The 24,722-nt window shown below is 35.6% G+C and carries 18 protein-coding genes; 8 read left to right on the top strand and 10 right to left on the bottom strand.

Annotated features, from left to right (window positions below; translation table 11 throughout):
- Positions 1–5 precede the first annotated feature (5 nt).
- Positions 6–974 carry a quinone oxidoreductase family protein gene (locus ABEB31_RS03345; protein ID WP_347049924.1) on the top strand — a complete coding sequence of 323 codons (969 nt, stop codon included), beginning with the start codon at positions 6–8 and terminating at the stop codon, positions 972–974.
- Between the two features lie 75 nt (positions 975–1,049).
- Here ABEB31_RS03345 and ABEB31_RS03340 read toward each other — a convergent pair whose 3' ends face one another.
- The 8 genes from ABEB31_RS03340 to ABEB31_RS03305 all read right to left on the bottom strand — a co-directional run bounded on the left by ABEB31_RS03340 (position 1,050) and on the right by ABEB31_RS03305 (position 11,463).
- A complete protein-coding gene (locus tag ABEB31_RS03340; RefSeq protein ID WP_347049923.1) occupies positions 1,050–3,026 on the bottom strand; it encodes a retaining alpha-galactosidase in 1,977 nt (658 codons plus the stop codon).
- Positions 3,027–3,125: 99 nt separating this feature from the next.
- Positions 3,126–4,409: a glycoside hydrolase 5 family protein gene (locus ABEB31_RS03335; RefSeq protein WP_347049922.1), complete on the bottom strand. Its 1,284-nt coding sequence runs from the start codon at positions 4,407–4,409 to the stop codon at positions 3,126–3,128.
- Positions 4,410–4,678: 269 nt separating this feature from the next.
- On the bottom strand, positions 4,679–5,908 hold the full coding sequence (locus tag ABEB31_RS03330; RefSeq protein ID WP_347049921.1) for a glycoside hydrolase family 26 protein: 1,230 nt from the start codon (positions 5,906–5,908) through the stop codon (positions 4,679–4,681).
- Positions 5,905–6,465 (bottom strand): carbohydrate binding domain-containing protein, encoded by a 561-nt coding sequence (locus ABEB31_RS03325; RefSeq protein WP_347049920.1) that lies wholly within the window; start codon positions 6,463–6,465, stop codon positions 5,905–5,907. The genes ABEB31_RS03330 and ABEB31_RS03325 overlap by 4 nt, the downstream gene beginning before the upstream one ends.
- A 25-nt stretch (positions 6,466–6,490) precedes the next feature.
- The gene (locus ABEB31_RS03320) at positions 6,491–7,681 is read right to left on the bottom strand and encodes an AGE family epimerase/isomerase (protein WP_347049919.1); all 1,191 of its coding nucleotides are present in this window, start codon (positions 7,679–7,681) and stop codon (positions 6,491–6,493) included.
- 6 nt (positions 7,682–7,687) lie between these two features.
- Positions 7,688–8,878, bottom strand: a complete 1,191-nt coding sequence (locus tag ABEB31_RS03315; protein WP_347049918.1) for a glycoside hydrolase family 130 protein — start codon at positions 8,876–8,878, stop codon at positions 7,688–7,690.
- Between the two features lie 27 nt (positions 8,879–8,905).
- Entirely contained in the window at positions 8,906–10,297 is a 1,392-nt protein-coding gene (locus tag ABEB31_RS03310) for an MFS transporter (protein WP_347049917.1), read from the bottom strand.
- Between the two features lie 29 nt (positions 10,298–10,326).
- Positions 10,327–11,463 carry a glycoside hydrolase family 26 protein gene (locus tag ABEB31_RS03305; RefSeq protein ID WP_347049916.1) on the bottom strand — a complete coding sequence of 379 codons (1,137 nt, stop codon included), beginning with the start codon at positions 11,461–11,463 and terminating at the stop codon, positions 10,327–10,329.
- Between the two features lie 305 nt (positions 11,464–11,768).
- Between ABEB31_RS03305 and ABEB31_RS03300 the strand changes: the two genes are divergently transcribed.
- From ABEB31_RS03300 to ABEB31_RS03270, 7 genes are all read left to right on the top strand, one after another.
- Positions 11,769–12,647, top strand: coding sequence for an AraC family transcriptional regulator (locus tag ABEB31_RS03300; protein WP_347049915.1), 879 nt, complete (start codon positions 11,769–11,771; stop codon positions 12,645–12,647).
- Between the two features lie 315 nt (positions 12,648–12,962).
- Positions 12,963–16,160 (top strand): SusC/RagA family TonB-linked outer membrane protein, encoded by a 3,198-nt coding sequence (locus ABEB31_RS03295; protein WP_347049914.1) that lies wholly within the window; start codon positions 12,963–12,965, stop codon positions 16,158–16,160.
- Between the two features lie 12 nt (positions 16,161–16,172).
- Positions 16,173–17,771, top strand: coding sequence for a RagB/SusD family nutrient uptake outer membrane protein (locus tag ABEB31_RS03290; RefSeq protein WP_347049913.1), 1,599 nt, complete (start codon positions 16,173–16,175; stop codon positions 17,769–17,771).
- Between the two features lie 18 nt (positions 17,772–17,789).
- A complete protein-coding gene (locus tag ABEB31_RS03285) occupies positions 17,790–18,845 on the top strand; it encodes a hypothetical protein (protein WP_347049912.1) in 1,056 nt (351 codons plus the stop codon).
- Between the two features lie 83 nt (positions 18,846–18,928).
- The gene (locus ABEB31_RS03280) at positions 18,929–20,161 is read left to right on the top strand and encodes a glycoside hydrolase family 27 protein (RefSeq protein WP_347049911.1); all 1,233 of its coding nucleotides are present in this window, start codon (positions 18,929–18,931) and stop codon (positions 20,159–20,161) included.
- Positions 20,162–20,171: 10 nt separating this feature from the next.
- Positions 20,172–21,137 (top strand): glycoside hydrolase family 5 protein, encoded by a 966-nt coding sequence (locus ABEB31_RS03275; RefSeq protein WP_347049910.1) that lies wholly within the window; start codon positions 20,172–20,174, stop codon positions 21,135–21,137.
- 582 nt (positions 21,138–21,719) lie between these two features.
- Positions 21,720–22,811 carry an outer membrane beta-barrel protein gene (locus ABEB31_RS03270; RefSeq protein WP_347049909.1) on the top strand — a complete coding sequence of 364 codons (1,092 nt, stop codon included), beginning with the start codon at positions 21,720–21,722 and terminating at the stop codon, positions 22,809–22,811.
- Between the two features lie 403 nt (positions 22,812–23,214).
- On the opposite strand, the gene ABEB31_RS03265 is transcribed toward ABEB31_RS03270, so the two are convergent.
- Together ABEB31_RS03265 and ABEB31_RS03260 are read right to left on the bottom strand one after the other, a co-directional pair.
- Complete coding sequence (locus tag ABEB31_RS03265) at positions 23,215–24,120, bottom strand: N-acetylmuramoyl-L-alanine amidase (protein WP_347049908.1); 906 nt, start codon at positions 24,118–24,120, stop codon at positions 23,215–23,217.
- A 24-nt stretch (positions 24,121–24,144) separates the two neighbouring features.
- Positions 24,145–24,693 carry a hypothetical protein gene (locus ABEB31_RS03260; RefSeq protein ID WP_347049907.1) on the bottom strand — a complete coding sequence of 183 codons (549 nt, stop codon included), beginning with the start codon at positions 24,691–24,693 and terminating at the stop codon, positions 24,145–24,147.
- Between the last annotated feature and the right edge of the window lie 29 nt (positions 24,694–24,722).

Below are 24,722 nucleotides of genomic sequence, written 5' to 3'. Positions count from 1 at the left end.
AAAATATGAAAGCAGCAGTAATTTATAAAAAAGGAGAAGTACCAAAATATATCGATTTTCCAGATCCAGTTGTAGAAAATGAAAATCATCTTTTAATTTCTGTTAAAGCATCGGCCGTTAAAAATTTAGACAAAAACATTGCAAGCGGAAAACATTATTCGTCTGACAGTAAAGAAACCGCAAAAGCAGCCGGCGGCGATGGAGTAGGATTATTGGAAGACGGAACCAGAGTTTATGCTTTGGGCGTAACCGGAATGATTGCCGAAAAAGCAATTGTAGATAAACACAAAATGGTAAAAGTGCCAGACGGACTTGATGATGCTGTAGCAGCAGCATTGCCAAATGCAGTTGCGGGTTCTGCAATGGCTTTACGTTTTAGAGCCAATATCCAAAAAGGAGAAACGGTTTTAATAAACGGAGCAGCCGGAGTTACCGGAAAAATTGCAATTCAGCTTGCTAAACATTACGGAGCAGCAAGAGTAATTGTTACGGGCAGAAAAGAAGAAACTTTAAAATCATTATTAACATTAGGTGCAGATGAATATTTAGTTTTAACACAATCTGATGAAGATTTTATAACCCAAATTAAAGAAATTCATGCCAATACACCAATTGATATTATAATCGATTATTTGTGGGGACATTCCGCTGAATTGATCCTAAAATCTTTAAAAGGAGACGGCGGCTTTACGCATAAAACAAGATATGTTTCTGTGGGTTCTATGGCTGGAGATACAATTCATTTATCCGCAGAAATTTTGCGAAGTGTCGATCTTAAATTGTCGGGTTCCGGTTTTGGAAGCTGGACGAAAGAAGAAATGAGAATATTATTGCTTGAGATTTTGCCTGAAATGTTTGAACTGGCAGTATCTAAAAAGTTAATAATTGAAACTGTTTCTCTTGATATAAAAGAGATCGAAAAGGCCTGGGAAATGAATGTTCCTGATGGTAAAAGATTGGTGATTACAATTTAAAGCTGCATTTCTAAACGTAATTAAACCCGACAGATTTAAAAACCTGTCGGGTTTGTTAGTATACAAATTAATAATTTATTGAATAATCATAGCCAAACCACCGCCGTTTGCTAATCTGTATTTTAATTTAGAATTAGAATCTACCGTTATAATTTCTCTTTTATAATCTACAGCAGCTTTATCGGCATTTAAACCATCAGAGAAAATTTCGGCTTGATATTTTTTGCCTTTTTCAAGGAAAGAAAAATTAATAGTAATATCTCTGGAATCCCAGTTTGTAATGGCGCCGAAATACCAAATATTTCCTTTTTTGCGGACAATCGAAACAAATTTTCCAACTTCGCCATCGAGTGCATTTGTTACATCAAAAGTGGTGGGGATTTTTGCAATAAAATCGGTGCTTTCCTGCTCTTTCATATATGCAGTCGGACTGTCGGCCATCATTTGTAGAGGCGCTTCAAAAATGGTGTACAATGCCAATTGGTGACATCTCGTTCCCTGACTAACCGGATTAGAATTACTCGGTTTGAATTCACTTTTAGTTGCATTCCGCATTGCGCCCGGCGTGTAATCCATTGGGCCCGCCATCATACGGATAAACGGAATCGTACAATCGTAAAGCGGAACATCATCATTTGGTGTCCATTTATTATTTTCAAGACCTTTTACACCTTCAAAATTTAAAATATTAGGAAAAGTGCGCTGAATTCCCGTTGGCTTGTACATACCGTGAAAATCTAAAATCAATTTATGATTCGCCGCTTTCTGTGAAATATCATAAACAGAATTGACCATTTTAGCATCATCGCGATCCAAGAAATCAACTTTAAATCCTTTAATTCCCAAATCGGCGTAATTTTTCAAAATTTCATCTGTGTTTTTGGTCAAAGCCATCCACGAACTCCACAAAATAAGTCCGACGTTTTTTTCTTTTCCATACGCAATTAAAGCTTCCAGATCTACATTCGGATTGTGTTTCATAATGTTTTCTTCCAAACTCCAGCCTTCATCCAAAACTACATATTCTACTTTGTTTTTTGATGCAAAATCAATGTAATACTTATAAGTCTGTGTATTAATTCCGGCTTTAAAATCGATATTGTAGATATTCCAGTCGTTCCACCAGTCCCAGGCGACTTTACCAGGTTTTATCCACGAAATATCTTTAATTTTTGAAGGCTCAGATAACTTTTGAACCATATCATTATTCGCTAAATCAGCATCATTTTCAGTAATAACAAAAACTCTCCATGGAAAATTTCGGGTTCCTTTTGTTTTTACCAAATAGTCTGCACGTTCGGTAATTAATCGGTTAATGTTATTAAATCCGCCATTCTTTTCCTGTAAAGGATATTTAGAAAAACGAGACTCAAAACCCGATTTTTCTTTGTTATTTGTGACAAACAATCCCGGATAATCCTCGAGATTCGCTTCCAGGAAAACGGCTTTTTTATGGTTTTTATAATCAATTAAAAAAGGAAGAAAGGCCAAAGTGTCTTTTGAAAATCCGCTGATTTTTTTGTTTTCGTAATGTGCCTCAAAAGAAGAAATATAAGGGTCTTTAGGATTTCTTAAATCTCTTACATACGGCATTAAAGTATTGTAATCCTGATCAAAATTTAAAAGAACTTCTTCAGATTTTACCGTAATGTCTTTTTTCTTTTTGGTACTAAAACGATAGGCAGCACCATCATCAAAAACACGGAATTCAATGCTGAAGTCATTTTTAAAATTTAGAGTCAGCTGATTGTAATTATTCTGAACAGATTTCTTTTTATAAAGTGGCGTTTCAAAGGAAGCATTAACAGTTTCTTTTTTTGAATTTATTAGAACAGCATTTTTTCCTAAAACTTCATTTTCCAAAGTCAGAGACATTGGGGACGGAGCTAAGATCAAATCTTTTCCATGAGAAACCGACCAGGAGATTTTCTCATTTACTGCAATTTTTACTTCAATCTTCCCATTAGGAGAACTCAAAGTAAAATCCTGCTTCTTTTGCGAAAAACAAACGTTTAGGATTAGAAAACAAAATAGAATAAATATGTTTTTCATGCGGATATTTTTTAAAACCATATAAGTGATATAAGTTTATTTAATAAGTCTGATATGCAGGCTTTAGCTAAAATGAACTTATATAACTTATATGGTAAATTATTTTAATTCTAAATTGTATTTTTTTACAATTTCCAAAGTCGATTTATCGCCATTAAAAACCGAATTCAAACCTTGCGGTTCCTGCGGAGGATCTGTAGTAAAAGGTTCTCCGGGATTCCATTTTCCGTCAGGATGAATTGCTTTTCCTTCACCGCCATAACCCCAGAAATTTGCGGCTTGCAGCGGTCCGCCGTTTTTATGACTTTCCAGAACTCTTCCAAAAATATACTTGTAAAACTGATCCCGATAAACAGATGGCGCACCTGCGTTTAGATTTTCATTTTCTCTTGGTAAACCGAATTCTTCAATAATAATGGGCCTGTTGAGATTGTTGGCTACTTTAATATGGGCGTCAATATATTTTCCTGCATTTTCAATCGTTTTTGGCATTGTCGCTTCAGCATTATCGGCTTTAAACCAATTCCAGTTTTTGGGCCAGATGTGCATGGTCAAATAATCAATATTCGGATTTTTGTGTGTTCTTTCGAAAATAGCAATATCATCATTAGAGCTATTTAAGCCTTCAGAACCGGTAGAAACCAAATGTTTTTTGTCCAGACTGTCAATCAGATTGACAATGTTATTGAGCCATTTTGTAAATTTCGCTTCATTTTCGGGCGTAAAAGTCCGTGGTTCGTTTCCAACCTGCCAGGCCATAATCGTATTGTCTTCGTTGTACTTTTTTTTAGAATAGGCATTTGTTCTGCCAATAATAAATTTCACGTGGTTATTGAGTGCTTCCATACAAGGTTCGCAACTGTGAAATTGCGCGGTATAAGACATAAATTGCGGCCATGTATTTGGGGGAATCGCAGGAACAGGAACATTTCCTTTACCATTCCATTCTAAATACTGCGACATTCCACCGGACCATTCCCAATTATTCGTCAGGTATAGAACGGCATACATATTTCGTTTTTGCATTTCAGAAATTAAAAAATCTAAACCATCCAATAAATCCTCATCGTATTTTCCCTGCTGGTACTGCAACGCCGGACGAACAGTAAAATCATATTTTCCGCCATCAGCGCCAACCAAAACACGCAGATTATCGATTCCGTTCTTCTTCATCAGATCCAGTTCTCGTAAAAGCCTTTTGCGGTCGCCTATTTTTTTAGAAGCCAGCATACTTCCGTACCAATAATTGGTTCCAATGTACGCGTAAGGTTTATCGCCTTTGTAAAATTCTTTTCCTTTTACAGTGATTTTTTCCTGTGACTGACAAGCGGTTGCAGAAAAAATCAAGGCTAAAGAAAGTGTTTTTAGAAATCTGTTTTTCATACTTTTATTTTTTAGGAGCTATTTCCTGCTATCCGTTACAATCTTTTGTACCGTTTTTCAAACGAGACAAAAGGATTTTCACTTCTATCAGGGCTAGGCTTTACGTTTTATTAGATGTTTTGTTTTTTAAAATTTCGATACAAAAACAAAAAATGGAATTTAAAATTTCCCCCTTCTGGTCGATATGTTACTGTGATCCTTCCTTGGTCAGGATGACAGATTGAGGGTAATCTGAAATTTTATCCCAATATTTCGGGAGAAACAAAAATCTATTTTGGCATTTCATACATCTTCGGTAATCCGTTTACCAAAGCCGATTTTGTTTTTAAGCTGAAAGTTTTAAAATCATTTGCATTAGAAACAGAAGCATTTGGGACATAATAACCGTCTTTGTTATTGTTCCAAAACATTACATAACTAATTTCTATATCATTTTTAGTCAGTGAATTGTATAATATTGTCGAAAACCAATCGGCGATTGCCGGAGTCGAGGCTGTCACGCGATAACCTGTTTCGGTCAACGCTGCTATTTTAACTTTCGCTTTAGCGTAATCTGAAAGGATTTTTAATTTAGCATTCGCTTTATCAGAACCGGTTTGTCCCTGATTGTTGAAATCTCCATAATTGTCCATTCCGATAATATCAACGTATTTATCACCTGGATACCGGCTTAAATAGGCATTTTCAGTGGTGTAGGAATTGTCAGGGGAAAAGGCATATAAAATATTGTGAACGCCTTTTGTATTCTTAAGGTAATCAACCGTAAATTGATATGCTTTTTTATACTCATCGGCAGTAGAAAAATCCGCACCCCACCAAAACCAGCTTCCGTCAAATTCATGAAAAGGCCTGAAAATAACCGGAATTAACTCGCCATTTGAACCTTTAAGACCCGAAATAACGCTTGCGACTTTGTCCAGTTTCTTCTTGTACCATTCGTTATTGGCCCCGCCCGGCAAAATACTTCTGAAAGCAGTTGCTTTTTGCGCCGGAGTCATGTCGGCGGCATAGAAGGAATCTTCGTTATTGGGTTCTCTCAAATGCCAGCTGAACGTGTTGATTATTCCTTTCGCGTAAGCGGCTTTAACATCGGCAATTGTTTTTTGCTCCTGCTGATAAAACCAATTATCGGTCTGGTTATTATTGTTTTTGTCTGTAATAAATAAAAAGTCTGAACCTAAAATGGCAGGATCAAATCCTGTGTTTTTTTTAATATCCGATTCTCCGCCTTCATCCTCATAAAAGCCATTAAAAGCATCTTGCTGTCCAATAGCAGTTTTGGTTTTTGCCAGCTTTTTTAAATTATAAAATAAAGCTACAGTTTCCTTTGTCGCACCGGGATCAACCATATAGCCCGCAGCATTGGAAGTGGTTAAAGGATCTGGCTGCACGGGCGGATCAACGATAATTTCGCCAGAAGAATCATTATCTGAGGAACAGCCTGCAATAAGCAGCGCTGTAAAACTCAGGTACATTATTTTAAAAAGATGTTTTTTCATTTTGGTTTATTTGGTTCGGCAGATAGTCTGGCAAATTGTTCTTCGCCTATAGCTGTAAGTTTTATGTCGTCAAAAAATACTGTGCCGTTTGTTTGTGCCAAAGCCAGCATAATTCTGATTTTTTTGGCTTCAGCAGGTACTTTAACCACTTTGATGTAGTTGGTCCAGTCGGTTGTTCCTGTAACATTGGCAATTGTTTCTGTACTGATTTGCTTTTCATTACCATTGGTAAATTCTAAAATTACGGCGGCAGATTTGTATTCTTCTTTTTGTTTTTCCACCTGATCGGTTTTCATCCAGACGCTGCATTCTAGTGCATAAGTAAACTTCGGAACTAAAATGATCTGGTCTATCGCCCGCCATTCAGTTCCCGTAAACTGATTGATCATCGCGCTGTTTTTTCCTGATTTTTTCTCGTAAGGCGAAAGCGCAGCATTTTCCTCGCCTTTCCAATTGGCAAGATCCCGTTCAAATGCATTGTTTTTTACAAGATTTGTCTGTGCATTTGTAATTGTGTTCAGAAATAAAAAACTCAAAAGAAAAAGTAGCTGTCTCATAATTACAATGGGTTAATTTAAGCGTTTAATCCGCGATGCGGGCAATCAGTTCCAGACAAACGCGGCCATTGTGATAAGGACATTTCCAGAATCCGGCTTTGTCTTTTTTAATTAAAGAATAGTCGTGGTAAACACCCCAGAACCATTCTCCGTTTTTCTGATCTAAAATATATTTTTTTATAAAAGACCAGTTTTTATATACAATATCTAAATATTCTTCTCTGCCGGTCAGCTGATATGCATTGTAAAAACCAATTAAAGCTTCGGCCTGCGGCCACCAGTGTTTTTCAGCAATCAGCTCCTTTTTTTCAGGATCAAATTCGTACCATAAGCCACCATCCGTATCCAGCCCTTCTTTTGTGACTTCGGCAATTTGCACCGCATATTTTTTATAATGATTTATCAACTTTTCATTTCCTGAAATTTCTGCGCATTGCTGTAAAAGCCAAGCCGCTTCTATATCATGTCCATATGAAATCACGTCTGGCTTTTCTTTCCAGTTTTCATCAAAAAATAAACGTAAATGGCCGGTTTCAGTATTAATAAAGTATTTTTCGATGGTTTCCAGTAATTCAACAATTACTTTTTGAAGTTTTTCGTCTTTCCAGACTTTATATAAATTTACATAACCTTCAACAATATGAAGATGTGTATTCATTGTTTTTTTTTCGTTGGCGTCTTTTTCGCTTAAACGCAGATCCTCAATCGGTTTCCATTCTCGCGTAAATGCTTCTAAATATCCTTTGTTTACAGGATCGTAACTGTATTCCTGAATTTTATGATATAAATTTTTTGCTATTTCTAAAGCTTTTTCATTTTTAGAGATAACATAATATTCAGACAATCCGTAAATGGCAAATGCCAGGGCATAAATTTGATTTTTAGAGTCTTTTGGAGTTTTATCCTCATTTATACTCCAAAAAAGACCTCCAAATTGGGTGTCATAAAAATAAGAAGCCAAAAATTCAAAAGCTCTTTCTGCCAGTTTTTTGTGGTTTTCGTTTTTAGTGGTTTGATAACTGGCAGAAAAAGTCCAAAGAATCCGGGCGTTTAAAACCGAACCTTTTTCTGAATTTGTAATAATCTGATCGTGAAAATCAATCTGACCGACAAAACCATCATTTTGATTGTCGATTGTGTTTTTCGACCAATAATCTAAAATAGAATTCAGTTCTGCAGTAAGTTCAGATTTTAAAAGCTTTAATTTTAGTGACACGATATCTTAAATTGCGTTATTTTTTTCGATTTGATTGATTATAGTCTGTACAGAACCCGCAGAAATAAAAGTATCTTCCGGAGCATTCGTTACATAGTCTACCAGCTTTTCAACAGTTGAAACAGCAACATGCATTCTGGTATCTGAAGAGGCATAATATATAAATACGTTTCCGTTTTCATCTTCAATCCATCCGTTAGAGAATAATACATTGGAAACGTCACCGACTCTTTCGATTCCTTCCGGCCCCATAAAATGACCTGCCGGAACGTGCGTTACTTTTCCAATATCGTGTAAATCGGTCATAAACATATACAAAGTATAACGTAAACCTGCTGCTGTATTGCGCACGCCATGTGCCAAATGCAGCCAGCCTTTTGATGTTTTTATAGGCGCAGGACCAAGACCGTTTTTTAATTCGTAGATGGTATGATATTGTTTGCCAAATATAATTTTCTCTTCTTTTACAACAGGATTTGTCATATCATCGACATAGCCTAAGCCAATTCCGCCGCCGGATCCGACATCAATAAATCCATCCTGCGGACGCGTGTATAAAGCATATTTTCCGTTTACAAATTCAGGATGTAAAACTACATTTCGCTGTTGTCCGGTGTTCGAAATCAAGTCAGGAAGTCTTTCCCAGTTTACCAAATCTTTAGTACGGACGATTCCGGCATTGGCAACAGCCGAGCTGGTATCTCCTTTGGGAGCTTTTGGATCTTTTCTTTCGGTGCAGAAAATCCCGTATACAAATCCGTCTTCGTGATGAATCAGACGCATGTCGTAAACGTTTGTGTCCGGTTCTTCGGTTTGTGGAATCACGCAGGGTTTGTCCCAAAATCTGAAATTATCGACGCCATTTGGACTTTCCGCTATAGCAAAAAAAGATTTCCGGTCTATTCCTTCTACACGAACTGCCATTACATATTTTCCGTTCCATTTCATGGCTCCGGCGTTAAAAGCAGCATTGATCCCGATGCGTTCCTGCAAAAAGGGATTTGTATTTTCGTCAAAATCAAATCGCCAGTTTAAAGGTATATGATCAGCAGTAACGACAGGATTTTTATAGCGTTCGTAAATGCCGTTACCTACAGTATTTTGCGGTTCGTTCTGTTGTGCCAGGAGTGTTGTATGTTCTTTTTCTAAAGCCGATTTTCTTTCCAGGAAAGTCGTCGAAGAGATAATTGTTGTCATATTAGTTGATTTCTTAGTCTTTATTTTTTATTGATTTTGGTCTCTTTTTGCGTTTAAATCCTGTTCGATTATCTGCAGTTTTTCTTCTGATAAGGGATAAAATAAGATGAATAAAACGGAGATAACAGCTGCAATTGCAGGAAGTATGCTTAACATTAACTGAATTCCGTTTTGGGTGAAGGCGGTTTGTTCAACATTGGCCTGAAACCCGAAATATCCCAAAAGCCATCCGGCACCGGCACCGCCAATAGTCCAGCCAAATTTTTGCGACATTGATGATGCTGAGAAAACCAATCCTGTTGCTCTTCGTCCTTGCTTCCATTCTGAATAATCTGCGCTGTCTGCATACATGGACCAGATTAATGGAAAAACGCAACCTGCACAGATACTGATTAATACCTGAAAACTCATGATTAAAAAAACATCTTCTTTGCCGAACATATAGAAAATCAGACTCAGAATTGCTGCCATGGCCATTGCGCCAAAAAAGGTCTTCTTTTTTCCAATTTTATTCGCAATTGGAGTTGCAATGATAACTCCGATGATGTTTGCAGCTTGTCCTAAAACTAAATAAATAGAGGTGGGAGTCATGTGAAAATCGGTTCCGAAAAGTGAAAAATCAAAGTTTACCGAACTGCTTACATAATATTTAAAATAATAAACTGCAGCTCCGTCACGAATAGAATTGAAAACCAAAGCGCCAATTCCGGCTCCGAGTAAAATCCACCAGGGTTTATTTTTCAGGAGATCTTGTAAATCTTCTTTCAGGTTATTTTGTTCGTTTCCAATTGGTTTTACTCTTTCTTTTGTGAATAAAAAACAAGCCCAGAAAAACAAGGTTGTAATGAATCCGAAAACAGAAATTGTTGCCAGCCAGCCAGTTTTTGAATTTAAGTTTCCTCCAAAATAATTGACTAAAGGCTCAATTAACCACAGTGCTAAGAGACTTCCGCCAAAAGCGAAAACCATTCTGTAAGATGAAAGTGTATTTCGTTCTTTTCTGTCTGACGACATTACGCCCAAAAGTGAAGCATAAGGCACATTGATTAAAGAATAAATCATCATCATTAAAGAATAGGTAACATAAGCGTAGATGATTTTTCCTTTTTCGTCAAAATCCGGAGTATAAAAAGTCAGGACTCCGATCACGGCAAAAGGTATCGCAACCCAAAGTAAATAAGGCCTGAATTTTCCCCATTTACTTTTGGTTCTGTCAGCCAGAATTCCAACAATAGGATCAAAACAGGAATCCCAGATTCTTGTAATTAGGAACATCGTTCCTACAACTGCAGGTGCTAATCCGAAAACATCGGTATAGAAAAAGAGCAGGTACATACTGAAAATTTTCCAGAACATAGAAGATGCAGCATCTCCAAGACCGTAACCTATTTTTTCTTTTAAACTAATTTTGTCGTGCATTGGTTATTTTTTAAATTGAATTTGGGAAGTTATTTTAATTTTTTCTGAATGTCTTTTTCAAAGATAGTCTGATCTAAATTATAGAAATCAACAAAATCTTTTTCGCTTACCTGACCGGAAAATGGCGCATAATAATGCATTTTTTGTTCTTTTTCCTGCCAGCCGTGATTTCGCCATAATAAAACATAAGAAATTTGGTAATCGCCGATTGCTTTTAATAAAGTTCCTGTCCACCATTTCGGATCTGGAATGCCTTCATAACCTGCTTCCGCGACAGCGATTAATTTATTGTGTTTCCTGCCAATTTCATTAAGCATTTTAAGCTGAGTCTGAACTTCGTTAATAAATTTTTCGCCGGTCGGATCATTACCATTTTGATAACTGTCAAAACTGATCATATCTGCATAATCATCACCCGGATAATTGGTTAGAAAAGCTTCTTCAGAACTAAAACCTCCTGTATTGTAAACATATATTAAGTTATGAACGCCTTTCTTTTGCAAATAGTCAACGGTAAATTTCCAGGCTGTTTTAAATTCTTCGGGTGTGCAGTTTCCTTTACCCCACCAAAACCATCCGCCGGTAAGTTCGTGAAAGGGACGAAAAAGAATCGGAATCTGTTTTCCGTTTTTATCTTTTAAAGAAAGGAAAAAAACGGCTGCTTTATCTAGCCACGATGTAAATTTTTGATTGTTTTCGCCGCCTGGTAAAATTGTTTTTAGTGAATTTGGAGTATTGTCCCAGGCATTTTTTCCAGTTTTGGGATTATCAAAATGCCAGCTTACTGTCGAAATTCCGCCTCGTGAATTGGCATCAATAATATATTGTTTCATTTTGACAAAGGGAACTCCGTCAATATTATTAGGACTGTCATTTTCTAAGCCAGCAATATCCCAGCCATAGACGGCAGGATAATCGCCGGCGACATCTTTAACATCGCTTCTTCCATCTTCATATTTCCATTTTACACCATACGCCAAGTCATCCTGATGTCCGAATAAAAAACCTTTTTTCGAAAGTTTTTCGAGATTTTGATATAAGATTTTCATTTCGTTCGTTGCTTTTTTATCTGCAAGTGACAATTTAGTATTAGTATTGCTTTGTTGTGCAGAACAGGAAGTTCCTAAAACTAGTGTGGTTATAAGCGTAATAAAATGTTTTTTCATTGTCAGATTATTTGTTTGTTATGAGCTAAAAGCTAAAGATACAAGCATTTATACTTTAAAAACGATTGTTTTTTGAGTTCGCTTTTTCTTTATTGATTTGCTCTGAAAATTATTAAAACTATAAAAAGTTATTTAATAAAAAACGATTAATGTTTAATATTATAGAGCTTTTTAAATAAATGATAATTTTATTTTTCAAAGATAAAAGGATGATTATAGTCTAATTAATATTATTTTATCAATTATATATCATATTATTGCAGTCGATAATTAGAATATTACTTTCCTGCAAAATACTTTTTGAAATGGCTACTAATAAAAATTTTTACAGAGAAATTGCACCGCTTGCTGCCGGCGACAGTTTTTTGGTTTTTGACCGCGTTAAAGACAGCTTTGATTTTCCGGTGCATTATCATCCGGAATTTGAGATCAATTTTATCTTAAACGGAAAAGGTGTGAAGAGGGTTGTGGGTGATAATATAGAAGAAATTGACAATGTCGAACTGGTCTTAATTGGACCAAATTTATATCACGGCTGGGAATTGAATAAATGTACCAGCAAAAAAATTCACGAAATTACAATTCAGTTTCATAATGATTTATTTCATGAATCATTTTTAGCAAGACGTATTATGAATCCGATTCGTGACATGTTTAATCGTTCCATTCACGGAATACTTTTTTCAAAAAAAACAGCCGAGGAGTTAACGCCCCGACTTGTAAAGCTTTCTAAATTAGATGGTATGGATTACTTTCTTGAAATCACTTCTATCTTATATGATTTGGCCAATTCCAGAAATCAGCGTTTGCTTTCTACTTATACAGTGGATTATGATACGTTTGATGATTACGATAAAATGAAACTTGTATATGAATATGTGCAGAAGCATTTTGCAGAAAAGATAACTTTAGAAGATGTCGCCAATGTGGCAAGTATGTCTATTATCTCTTTTAACCGTTTTATAAAAAAGCGCACCGGTAAAACATTTGTAAACTACATTAATGATATTCGGATTGGTTATGCGGCGCGCTGGCTGGTAGAAAAAGATATGAGCGTTTCTGAAGTCGCGTTTAAATCGGGCTTTAATAACATCGCAAACTTTAATCGTAGTTTTAAAGCGACAAAAAATTGTACTCCCAGTCAATATCGTGAGGATTTTTCTGGTTTAAAGCGTATTTTATAGTGATACTTTTTTATCAGTTATAAATATTATTTTTAACGAAATCGTTTGCTTTTATGAAGTTTCATTGTTTTAAATTTATAATTGGTGTTCTTTTTAGGGATTGTTGTTGCGAATAATGTAATAATTATCAGTTTTTATTTTGATATCTGTTTTTTAAATCGATTACAGTAAAAATATTATCATTAAATGATATAATATTATCGATTTGATAATTCTCTCTGTTATAGATTTGTTAAAAATTCAGGGAAAGAAAATAACCCGGGCCTCTTATTCCTGAATTCGGCAATAAAAACTTAAACTAACCAAACACTTATTATGAAAAAACTAATAACTAACTTCATTCAGTGGAGTGCTGGCCACAAGGCATTTCCGTTGATGTTATTTTTATTACTGACCAGTAATTTTATTACCGCTCAGGTAAAGGTTTCAGGAACCGTATCAGACGAAAAGGGATTGTCTATCCCTGGGGCAAATATTTCGGTTGCAGGTTCAAACTTGTCAGCTTCGACAGATTTCGATGGAAAATATACTATCGATGTGCCGGCAAATGCTACATTGTCATATTCTTTTATTGGTTTTTCTACTCAGAAAATCGCAGTTAATGGGAAATCGGTTATTAATGTAATTTTAAAATCGAATGCTGAAGACTTAAAAGATGTAGTTGTAATTGGATACGGAACTCAAAAGAGAAAAGACGTAAACAGTGCCATTTCAAGTATTGCTTCCAAAGATATTGAAAACTTAAAGGTGGCTTCCTTCGATCAGATGATGCAGGGAAAAGCGGCTGGGGTAGTCGTAAACAGTAACTCCGGAGCACCAGGAAGTAATGTTTCTGTCAGGATTCGTGGAGTTTCTTCCTTAACAGGAACGAATGAGCCATTATATGTAATTGACGGTGTGCCGATATCGGGAGATGCAAGGAATTCATCTACTTCAGGAAGAAATGCGTCCGGTGATTCTAACTTCTCAAATGCGGGAAATATAACCTTGAGTCCGCTTTCGTTAATCAATCCAAATGATATTGAGTCTATTGATATTTTAAAAGATGCTTCAGCGACAGCAATTTATGGTTCAAGAGGAGCAAACGGGGTTGTAATTGTAACCACAAAATCGGGTAGGAAAGGAACAGGAAAATTAACTTTTGAAAATTCTTATTCTATTAGCAATCTGCCTAAAAAACTACATTCTATGAATTTGCAACAATATGCAGTTCATCAAAATGCTCTGGCAGATGTTTATGATCCGACTGCAAAGCGTCCGGAATTTGCTCATCCTGAAATTTTAGGTACAGGCACAGACTGGCAGGATGCGATTTATGAAACGGGAATTATGAAATCAAATCAGTTGTCATTTTCCGGAGGCAAGGAAGGGATTAACTATTATATTTCCGGAGGCGTATTGAATCAGGAAGGTATAGTGATAGAATCCGGGTTTAAAAGATATAATTTCAGATCTAATATCGATGCGAGAGTAAATAAATTTATCAAAGTTGGTGTGAATATCAGCGGGGCAATTACGGATGAAAAATTAACATTGAACGGACAATTTAACGGAGTTGTTGCTACTTCATTATTAGCTACGCCGGATGTTGCTGTCAGAGAATTATCGGGAGCATTTGCAGGACCGCCTGCGGGAGGTCAGACTTCATTTGTAAATCCGGTGGCCACTTCTTTGTTAGGCTCTAACACTTTAGTTAGAAAAAACTATTCTGGAAATTTCTATACACAAATTGATATTTTAAAAGGTCTAGAATATCGTTTTGAGGCTGGTGGATATATTTATGATAATTTAGGAGAGCGTTTTGATCCCATGTATTCTTTGGGGAATGCGGCAAAAAGTTATGCAAACTTATACTATAATCCTTCAACAGGAAACTCATGGAACTTGAAAAATATGTTGACTTACAGAAATACCATAGGTAAACACAATTTTACAGTTTTAGCAGTTCAGGAATCTAACAGAGCACATTGGGAAGGTTATTCGATAACCGGTTATGGTTATAAAGATAATAACGACAAATCGCTTTCGGCTTCAGATTTGTCTAAAGCAGTGACAAGCGGAGTTTATTCCGGAACACAGACTTTAGCTTCTTATTTAGGAAGGGTGGTTTATGATTACGGAGATCGTTACGGATTAACGGCTTCTGTAAGAACAGATGGTTCTTCAAAATTCTTTGTTGGAAATAAATGGGGTGTATTTAGTTCTGTAAGTGGTTCATGGAAACTTTCAAATGAATCTTTTATGGAGGGGACCAAAAAATATATCGACGGTATAAAAATTAGAGCAGGATGGGGGCAAACAGGAAATAATCAGATCGGAAACAATCTGTACGATTCCAATCTGCACATTGTAAACAGCACAATGGGAACTTCTTATCTTCCTTCAAACACACCAAATAAAGATTTGAAATGGGAAACTCAGGATCAGACAAATATTGGTTTAGATTTCAATTTGTTTAATAATAAATTGACAACATCTGTTGATGTCTACCAAAAAGTTTCTAAGAACTTCCTGTATCAGGTACCGCTTCCAAACTTCCTTTCCGGTGGTGGAGATTACGAAGGTGGTGTAAATCCTCCATACTTTAATCTTGGAAGTATGAAGAATAAAGGTATCGAAATCACTTTGGGATATACCGAAAAATTTACCGAAAATTTCTCCTGGAATGCCAGCGCAAACTTCACTAAATATGTAAATGAAGTAACCAATATGGCTGGTCTGAATATTGTTAAAACAATGAATACTTTGGCGTACAATACTGTGACAGTTTCCAGAACTAAAGAAGGATTGCCAATTGGGTCTTTTGTGGGATACGAAGCTGTAGGGATATACAGAACAGATGAGGATTTAACAAAATACGGTCATACAGACGGTACAGGGAATCAGGTGATTTTGAAAGACGGAACAAACTCTTTAAAGCCGGATTTCCAAAAAGGAGATGTTATTTATAAAGATCAGAACAATGATGGTATTATCGATTTGAATGATTTAGTGCCAATTGGAAATCCAAATCCGAAGTTTACTTACGGTTTTACAAATAACTTTAAATACAAAAATGTTGATTTGTCTGTTTTCCTTCAGGGAACTGCAGGAAATAAACTGATGAACTTAACTCGTTTGTCAGGAACAATGAACAGTTATGTAGGAACAAATTATTTAACTGAGGCAGCAGATTTCTATTCAGCCGATAATCTGGATGCTTCTTTGCCAAGACCTTCAACTTATGATCACATCAATAATGCAATTTCGACACGTAACATTGAAAACGGATCATATTTAAGAATTCAAAACGTGACATTAGGTTATTCACTTCCCTCTGATATGATTTCAAAATTGCATTTAACAAGATTGAGAATCTATGCTTCAGGACAAAATCTCTACACGTTTACTAAATACAAAGGATACGATCCGGAAGTAGGTAATTTTAATCAGGATGCATTGCTTTCCGGAGTTGATAACGGACGTTATCCTGTGCCAAGACAAATCACTTTTGGTTTTAATGTTGAATTTTAATACGAAATTAATATGAAAAATATAATACAAAGAAGTAGTGTTGTTTTCATGACAGTAATACTTTTAGTTTCTTCTTCCTGCTCGCAGGACTTTCTTGATGTGCCGGCCGAAGGAGCTCCTACTGTTGGGAATTATTATGATTCTGATTCTAAATTAGATAATGCAGCAAATGGACTTTATGGTATCGTTTGGTTTAATATGAATAAATCGGCTTTTTATGGTATTACAGATGTAATATCAGGAAATATGTACGCGAGTCAGTACAATGATTTTGGAAAGTTTACCGATTTGAGTTTTACGAATAATCAGGCTTTTATTTCAGACGCATGGAGATCTTGTTTTGGTGCAATCGCCAATTCTAATGCTTACATCAGCAATCTTCCGCAAAGTGTTGGGCCAAATGTAAGTAAAGAAGCATTGAATAATGCTTTGGGAGAAGCCCATTTTATTAGAGCTTTTTCTTATTTCTTTTTAGTAAGATTATGGGGAAATGTGCCCATTATCGAGAACAATGCCGACTATTCTAAGAATTTTGTGATTCCGAGTAATCCGGTTGAAGATGTTTATACTTTTATAGAAAATGACCTGAAATTTGCTATCGCTAATCTTAGAACTAAAAACAGAGGTTCAGATTATGCTTCAAATGCACACGTATCCAGCGGTTCTGCAAAAGCTTTTTTAGCAAAAGTGTATTTGTATCAAAAGAAATACGACTTAGCAAAAGCAATGGCTCAGGATGTTATCAATAGTGGAGAATTTAAATTATTAGGAGGAGCATCATTGCCAAATAAGTCTTTTGCTGATTTGTGGCTTCAGAAAAATAATAATAATGAAGAATCCATTTTTTCATGGCAATGGACAGGATCAGGAACATATTTTGAAGGAAACTTTTCGAATACCTTATTTGCTCCTGAGAACAGATTGGTAGAAACAACTTATTCTGGTCAGATTGCACCATCCCAGGATTTGATTCATAATGTTTTTGAAAACGGAGACCGAAGAAGAATTGAAACCTTTATGCTTCCGGGAGATTATTACCCAAATTTAACGTATGCACAAACACTTGCAGTAGATTCTCCAAAATTGTTAGGTTATACTTTTGAACTGGTAAATGAAGCTCAGAATTCTGGCGCCGGATTAAAGAAATATGTAATCGGAAAGGAAAACCTTCCAATTACAGGACCTTTCAATGCGCCATTTAACGGAGAAAGCAGTATGAATAGCTATATGATGCGTTATGCCGAATTATTACTGATCCATGCCGAAGCAATTTTAGGTTCGCAAACAGGCAGTACATCAGATGCTGCAGCACTTGCATCTTATAATGCAGTACGTAAAAGAGCTGGTTTAGCAGAAAAAACGACAATTTCATTTAATGATATTTTTAAAGAAAGACGTGCAGAGCTGGCTTGCGAAGGAGATTATTATTTTGATTTAGGACGTCTTCCTTTCGCTCAGGCAAAAGCCATTTTAGAGGCACAAAACAGAGGCGATAAAGAAAATGAAAGACACATTAGTATTTCTGCAACAAACCTTCTACTGCCATATCCGGCAGATGACTTAATTAAAAATCCAAAATTAACAGAAGTAGCACCGTATACTTTTAAATAATTTTTTAAAAATAGAAATATGAAAAATATAAAAATTGTTTCGGTAGCAGCATGTATAACATTGATACTGTCTTTAATGTTTTTTACTTCATGCTCCAATGATGATAATGCTGAGTCGTCCGGAGGCGGACCAATGATAGAAAGTGTCGTTCGTTCTGGTTATGACGAAGATGGAAAGATGTTTCCTTCAACTCCTGTAACTGTCGGTGATCCTAAAAACTATTATATCATTCATGGTAAAGGTCTTTTGACAACAGAGAAAGTCTATTTTAATGATTATGATACTTATTTCAGACCCACATTTGTAACAGATACAGATATTGTAATTTTAATTGATGAAAATACTCCGTATGCTAATACGTCAAACGAGTTGAAGATTGTAACAAAGAAGGGAACTGTTACAATGCCGTTTACTGTTGCACCGCCGGTTCCGACTTTTTCAGGCTATAATTATATTAACTGTGCCGAGGGCGATCAGGTTATAATTAAAGGGAAGTATTTTTTAAATCCTGTAGTTACTTTAGCTAAAACTGCAACTTTGGCAGAAGTTCCGGTAACAATTGTTTCTTCTACTTTAGAGGAGATAGTAGTTAAAATCCCTGCTAATGCAAATTTCAGAAATCTTGCGGTAACCAATATTTCAGGAACAGCAGTTTCAAAAGAAGCAATTGGAACGGCATTATATGATGACAAATTGTATGGAATGGAATGGGGCGGACCTTGGGCTGGTAAAGGAGTTAATTTTGATTTTGACGGAGATTCATATCAGGGAGAAAAATCATGGCAATGGACTTTTGGTGCCTGGGACGGAGGAAACTGGGGCTTTAATATTGATATGACACCTTACAAAGCAATGAGAATTGCAGTAAAAGGAGCTAAAAATGGTCAGGTAAACTTTAGCGTAAACGGAGGCTCAAATTATGTAATTCCGGTTACTACTTCATGGGTTTACATGGAAATCCCATTAGATAAATTAGGAAATCCTTCAAGTATAACAATGCTTACTTTTCAGGAATCGAATAATGATGGTGGAAATGTCGTATTGTTTGATGATTTAGGATTTGTATTAAAATAAAATTCTATTTTGAGTTAGTTTGAGATGTTCCCTGATTGAAAGATTAGGGAACATCTTTTTATAAATAATTTAAGTTTTATAAAATGAAGAAAATCGCTTTACTATTTGTGTTAACTATATCGAATATCACTTTTGGTCAGGGAAATACTCACGTTCAGGCAGGAGGAAAATTTGACGGTTTAGCAATGACGCCTCCAATGGGATGGAATTCCTGGAATACTTTTGCCACCAACATAGACGAAAAACTGGTTAAAGAAACCGCAGATATTATGGTTTCTTCTGGTTTGGCTGCTGCAGGATATAATTATATTGTTCTGGATGACGGCTGGATGACGCACGAACGCGATGCAAATGGTGATTTGGTACCGGATCCTCAAAAATTTCCGGGAGGAATGAAATCACTTATAGATTATGTACATTCAAAAGGACTCAAATTCGGATTGTACAATTGTGCCGGAACCAAAACCTGTGCAGGATATCCCGGAACCCGCGGTTACGAATATCAGGATGCACGTTTTTATGCTAAACTTGGAATAGATTTCTTAAAATACGATTGGTGCAATACACAAGGAATTACTGCCAAAGAAGCATATACTACGATGAGTAATGCCTTAAAGACAGCGGGGAAGCCCATTGTTTTCAGTCTTTGTGAGTGGGGTGATAATCAGCCGTGGGAATGGGGAAAACCAGTTGGTAATCTTTGGAGGATCTCTGGCGATATCTATCCTTGTTTTGATTGTGAATTTAAACATCCTGAAAATTGGTCTTCCTGGGGATTTATGAAAATTGCCGATATGCGAAAAGATATTCGTAAATATTCGGGCCCCGATCATTGGAATGATTTTGATATGATGGAAGTAGGAAATGAAATGAATGATACCGAAGATAAAACGCATTTTGCTATGTGGTGTATGCTTTCTTCGCCATTATTTACAGGAAATGATTATAGAAAAATGTCGAAGGAAACTTTATCCATTTTGACAAATAAAGAATTACTGGCTGTAAATCAGGATAAACTTGGTATTCAGGGTTTCAAATATGCGGTTTTAGATGGAGTAGAAGTTTGGGTTAAGCCACTTTCTGACGCAGCGTGGGCGGTAAGCTTTATCAACAGAACCGAAACTTCAAAAAATATCAGTTTCGACTGGAAGAAAAATACCATCAAGGATGCTGATTTCGGTTATGAAGCCGATTTTAATAAGACGCTTTTTAAAATTAAGGATCTTTGGAAAAATAAAGATGCCGGAACAACAAAAAAAATATTTACTTCAGCAATTGCTTCACACGATGTTATAACGCTTAAATTAATTCCTTAAACAATCAGGTATGAAATTAAAAGTTTGTTATCTCGCTTTTTCTATAGTACTGATTGTAACTGCTGCAAATGCACAATTTGTAAAAAAACATGGAAGGCTAAGTGTACAGGGAACGCAGCTTGTTGATCAAAATAATAGTCCGGTTGTGCTGCGCGGCCTTAGTTTTGGATGGCACAGCTTATGGCCAAGATTTTATAATGAAAAAGCAGTAAGCTGGTTAAAAAAAGATTTTAATTGTACTGTAGTTCGTGCCGCAATGGGCGTAGAACTTGGCGATCTCTCCTATATAAACAATCCGCAGTTTTCTAAAGAAAAAGTGGAAGCTGTTGTAAAGGGTGCGATTAAATCTGATATTTATGTAATTATAGACTGGCACAGTCATAATGTAAATCTCAAAGAAGCAAGTGAGTTTTTTGCTGAGATGTCCAAAAAATACGGAAGATATCCTAATATAATATATGAGGTATTCAATGAACCGGATCACGAAACATGGTGGGAGGTTAAAAATTATGCAGAAGAAATTATTAAAATTATTCGGGAGAACGATCCTAATAATATTATTCTCGTAGGATGTCCTCACTGGGATCAGGACATTAATTTACCTGCAGAAGATCCTATTCAGGGTTATAACAATATAATGTATACTATGCATTTTTACGCGGCAACGCACGGAAAAGAGTTGAGGGACAGGACAGACAAAGCAATTCAAAGCGGTTTACCTGTTTTTATTTCAGAGTCTGCCGGAATGGAAGCTTCGGGCGATGGACCTTTAAATCTAAAAGCCTGGCAGGATTATATGGACTGGATGGAAGCCAGAAAGTTGAGTTGGATTACATGGTCGGTTTCTGATAAAGACGAAACGTGTTCTATTCTGAAAAAATCCGCAAATTCTGAAGGGAAATGGAAAGACGAAGATTTAAAAGAATCGGGACTTAAAGTGCGGGAATATCTGAGAAAATACAACACCGACAAATAAATAGGTTATAATTAAAAAAATGCGAAGCCTGCTCTTATTATGAGCAGGCTTTTTTATTGTATAAATACCGGTAAAAAACAGATTGTAAAACGAATTTTTGATTATTTTTTTTGTAAGAATAAACCAGTGTTGTTTAATGAGCTGATTCCCTATTTGATGTTGTACCGTTAAACGCACTTATATTGTATAAAAAATTATACCCCCTATGTTTATGGGGGTATAATTTTTTTATAATAGTTTTTTGATGATATTTTGTCATTTAAATCTGTAAATTTAATTTATAACCCAAGTAATTTTGCTTTTAAAGGATAAAATGTGTTATTGAATTTTCAAAAACAAATCTCTATAAATATCAAATAACGATTATTGAGGATTTAATTTTTGTAATCCATAATTCTTCATCTAAAACGTCAAAAAAGCTGTTATGAATTATTCTACTCATACAAAAGTTAATAAATTCGCTAATGAAAATGATGATGATTTGAAGGCGATTAAGAGGTTTTAGAATTACTATACTATTAAATAGATATATAAAAGATTAACTAACCAGAATCAATTAATAACTAAAAACCAATTTAAAACATGAAAAAAGTATTTCACATTTTAGCCGCGATGTTAACAAGTTCTTTTGCCTTTGCCCAGGATGAGGAAGCAGCCGCTCCTCCAGCCACCACTTGGGGAGGTTCTGCAGATGCGTACTATAAATATGATTTTTCAAAACAAATGAATGGATTAACGAGCTTTACCAACTCACAAAATTCATTTGAACTAGGAATGGCGTCTATAGAGGCGAGTCATACTTTCGGGAAAGCTTCGGTTTTTGTTGACTTAGGCTTCGGAAAAAGAGCGGGAGAATTTTCATATAATGAAACAACAGATAAAGATATTAATGCAAGATTTTTAATTAAACAATTATATTTTACATACAATTTAACAGATGAATTTAAAGTAGTAGCGGGTAGTTTTGGAACGCATATCGGTTATGAGGTGTTAGATGCCGTAGATAATAAAAACTATAGCATGTCTTATGCCTTTTCTTATGGGCCATTTTTTAACACAGGGATAAAGGCACAATATACTGCTGGAAAATTTACAGCTATGTTGGGAGTTACAAATCCCACTGATTTTAAATCGGCTATGGATGCAGGTTCGTATCAAAAAACATTTATCGGACAACTTGGATATATTGGAGATACAGGAAGTGCTTACTTGAATTTTACAACCGGAAGTACAAATGCAATACCGGGAAGTATAATACCAGTTTCAGACGAAAATAAGACACAGTTTGATTTAGTGGCTTCAAAAACGGTAAGTGATTCATTTGCTTTAGGGTTTAATGCAACCTATGCTAAAACAACAAATGATTTTGATAGTGAGTTAGATGGTGAATGGTTTTCTTTGGTAGGATATGCTAATTATTCTTTCAGTCCGTCATTGCTTTTAGCTTACAGAATTGAATATTTCGACGGTAAAGATGCAGCTCCAAGTTTGGGAACTCTGACAGGATCAAGTGTATTTGCCAATACGGTTTCATTGAATTACAAAGTCGGAAAACTAACCATTATTCCTGAACTAAGATATGATGCAGCTTCTGAAGATATATTTTTAGATAAAGATGCATTGCCAACAGGAGGAAGCTTCTATGCTTTAATTGCTACAACATACTCTTTCTAGAGATAAAGATTGATATTTTTTTTTTTTTTTTTGGAGCTGTCGAAACATACTAATGTTTTGGCAGCTTTTTTATTTGTTTACATAAGAATGGAAATGTTGTGTTGTTCTTTATTTGTACTTAAAGTAAATTCTTAACATAGTAAAAGTATATCGCTTAGTTAGCCTTCTGCAATTAAACGCCAAGTTTGTCATTTCGAAGAATGAGAAATCGCACTAGAAGCCCGGTAAAATCTTGTCAAATTGAGATCAGGCACAAAGAATTATTAAGTTAAAAATTGAAAAAATGTTTTAACTGCAAAGAGCGCAATAAAAAAAACGCAAAGTTCTCAAAGCGATATATGCCTTACAAACTTTGCGTAAATCTTAGCGCTCTTAGCGGTTAATTATTTAAACGCGATATTACTTATTGAACTTGTTTCTTAAAAATAGAATAGATAGTATCGATTGTTTTTCTGTCTAAAGTTGAGGTAGCATCAGTTTGAATATAATGCAGTTTAAATGCCTGAATAGCTGAGGTTAAATTTTTGGTATTGTAACCAATTATTCTAAGCGCAGGCTCGATTTTAAAATCAAACGGAGCAGGTTCCAAAATTTCATCCGGCCAGATTCCAAACCCTTTTTCCGCTAAAGTTTTCCATGGGAACAATGCACTCGGATCTTGTTTTCTTCCAGGGGCAATATCTGCATGACCTAAAAAGTTTTGAGTAGGAATATTATAATCCTTTTTTAGTTTGGTCAATAAAGCTACTAAACTGCTTATCTGAGCTTCTGTAAAAGGTTTAAAGCCATTGTTGTCCAGCTCGATACCTATAGAACAAGAATTTAAATCTGTTGTTTTTCCCCAGGTAGAATTTCCGGCGTGCCACGCTCTCAGGTAATCGTTAAGCATTTGAACCACTTTTCCATTTTCAGAAATTACATAATGTGCACTAACCTGCGTTTTGGTTTTTGTGAAGGTACTAATCGTTTGCTGAACCGAGTCCTGAGCAGTATGATGAATAATTACAAAACTAGGCTTTCTTAAATTGAAATTGACTGTTCCAACCCATTCAGTGTTAATTCCGTTTTGCAGATAAGTCGAACCGGTTTTAGATAAAGTATCCTTAATAATGCCTAATTGCTGTGCGTATGACGTGTCAATAGCAAGCGGTGGAACTGCCGGGATGGCCTTTGCTTCTTTATTGGTAATCTGGTTTTCTAAAGTTTTAAGCTGCTGATCGTAAGCTTTTTCAGTTTTTTTGTATGGATTTGTAGAGCATGAACTGATTATAACTGCTAAAATCAGATAACAAAAATGGTTTATTCTCATAATGCGTGTTTTAAATTAAAACGATTATTCTGATATTTTCGTATCTGTCGAATCTTTAACTTCTTTTGAATCTTTAGATTCTTTATCTTTTTTCTTTTTTGATTTTGTCTTTTTAACCTCTTTTAGGGTATTCATAAAAGTTTTGTACTTTTCAATCTGATCTGGATTTAAAAAAGCCGTTACTTTTTTGTCTGTAGTTTCTCTCAGTGCTTTTATCTGTTCAATTTTTTGATCCTGACTGCTGCTCTCATTTTTTATTAAAATACCCTGCTCCCTTATGCTTTCAGCTAAAACATTAGCAATTGCAATCGCCTGAAGTTCATCAAGATTTACCTCAGGTTTCATTTGTTCTACAATAAGTCCCGCAGTTTCTTCCGGAGGAGTTTCTTTGGGTTTGCTTTGCGAGCCCTGCTGTTGTCCTGCCATCATACTTCTGTCCATACCCATTCCGCCACCTCTTCCGCCGTATCCGTTCCCATAACCATTATTATAGCCATTTCCATATTGTGCCGACGCAGAGTGGAAACAAAATAAAGTAAAAACTAAAAGAATTACGTTTTGAATAGGTCTCATAAAAGTATGTTTTTTCTAATGTTAGCAGA

This window comes from Flavobacterium olei, assembly GCF_039749035.1.
Taxonomy (GTDB): Bacteria; Bacteroidota; Bacteroidia; order Flavobacteriales; family Flavobacteriaceae; genus Flavobacterium; species Flavobacterium olei.
Note: the sequence above shows the minus strand (reverse complement) of the source record. Positions and strands in the feature narration are given on the sequence as shown.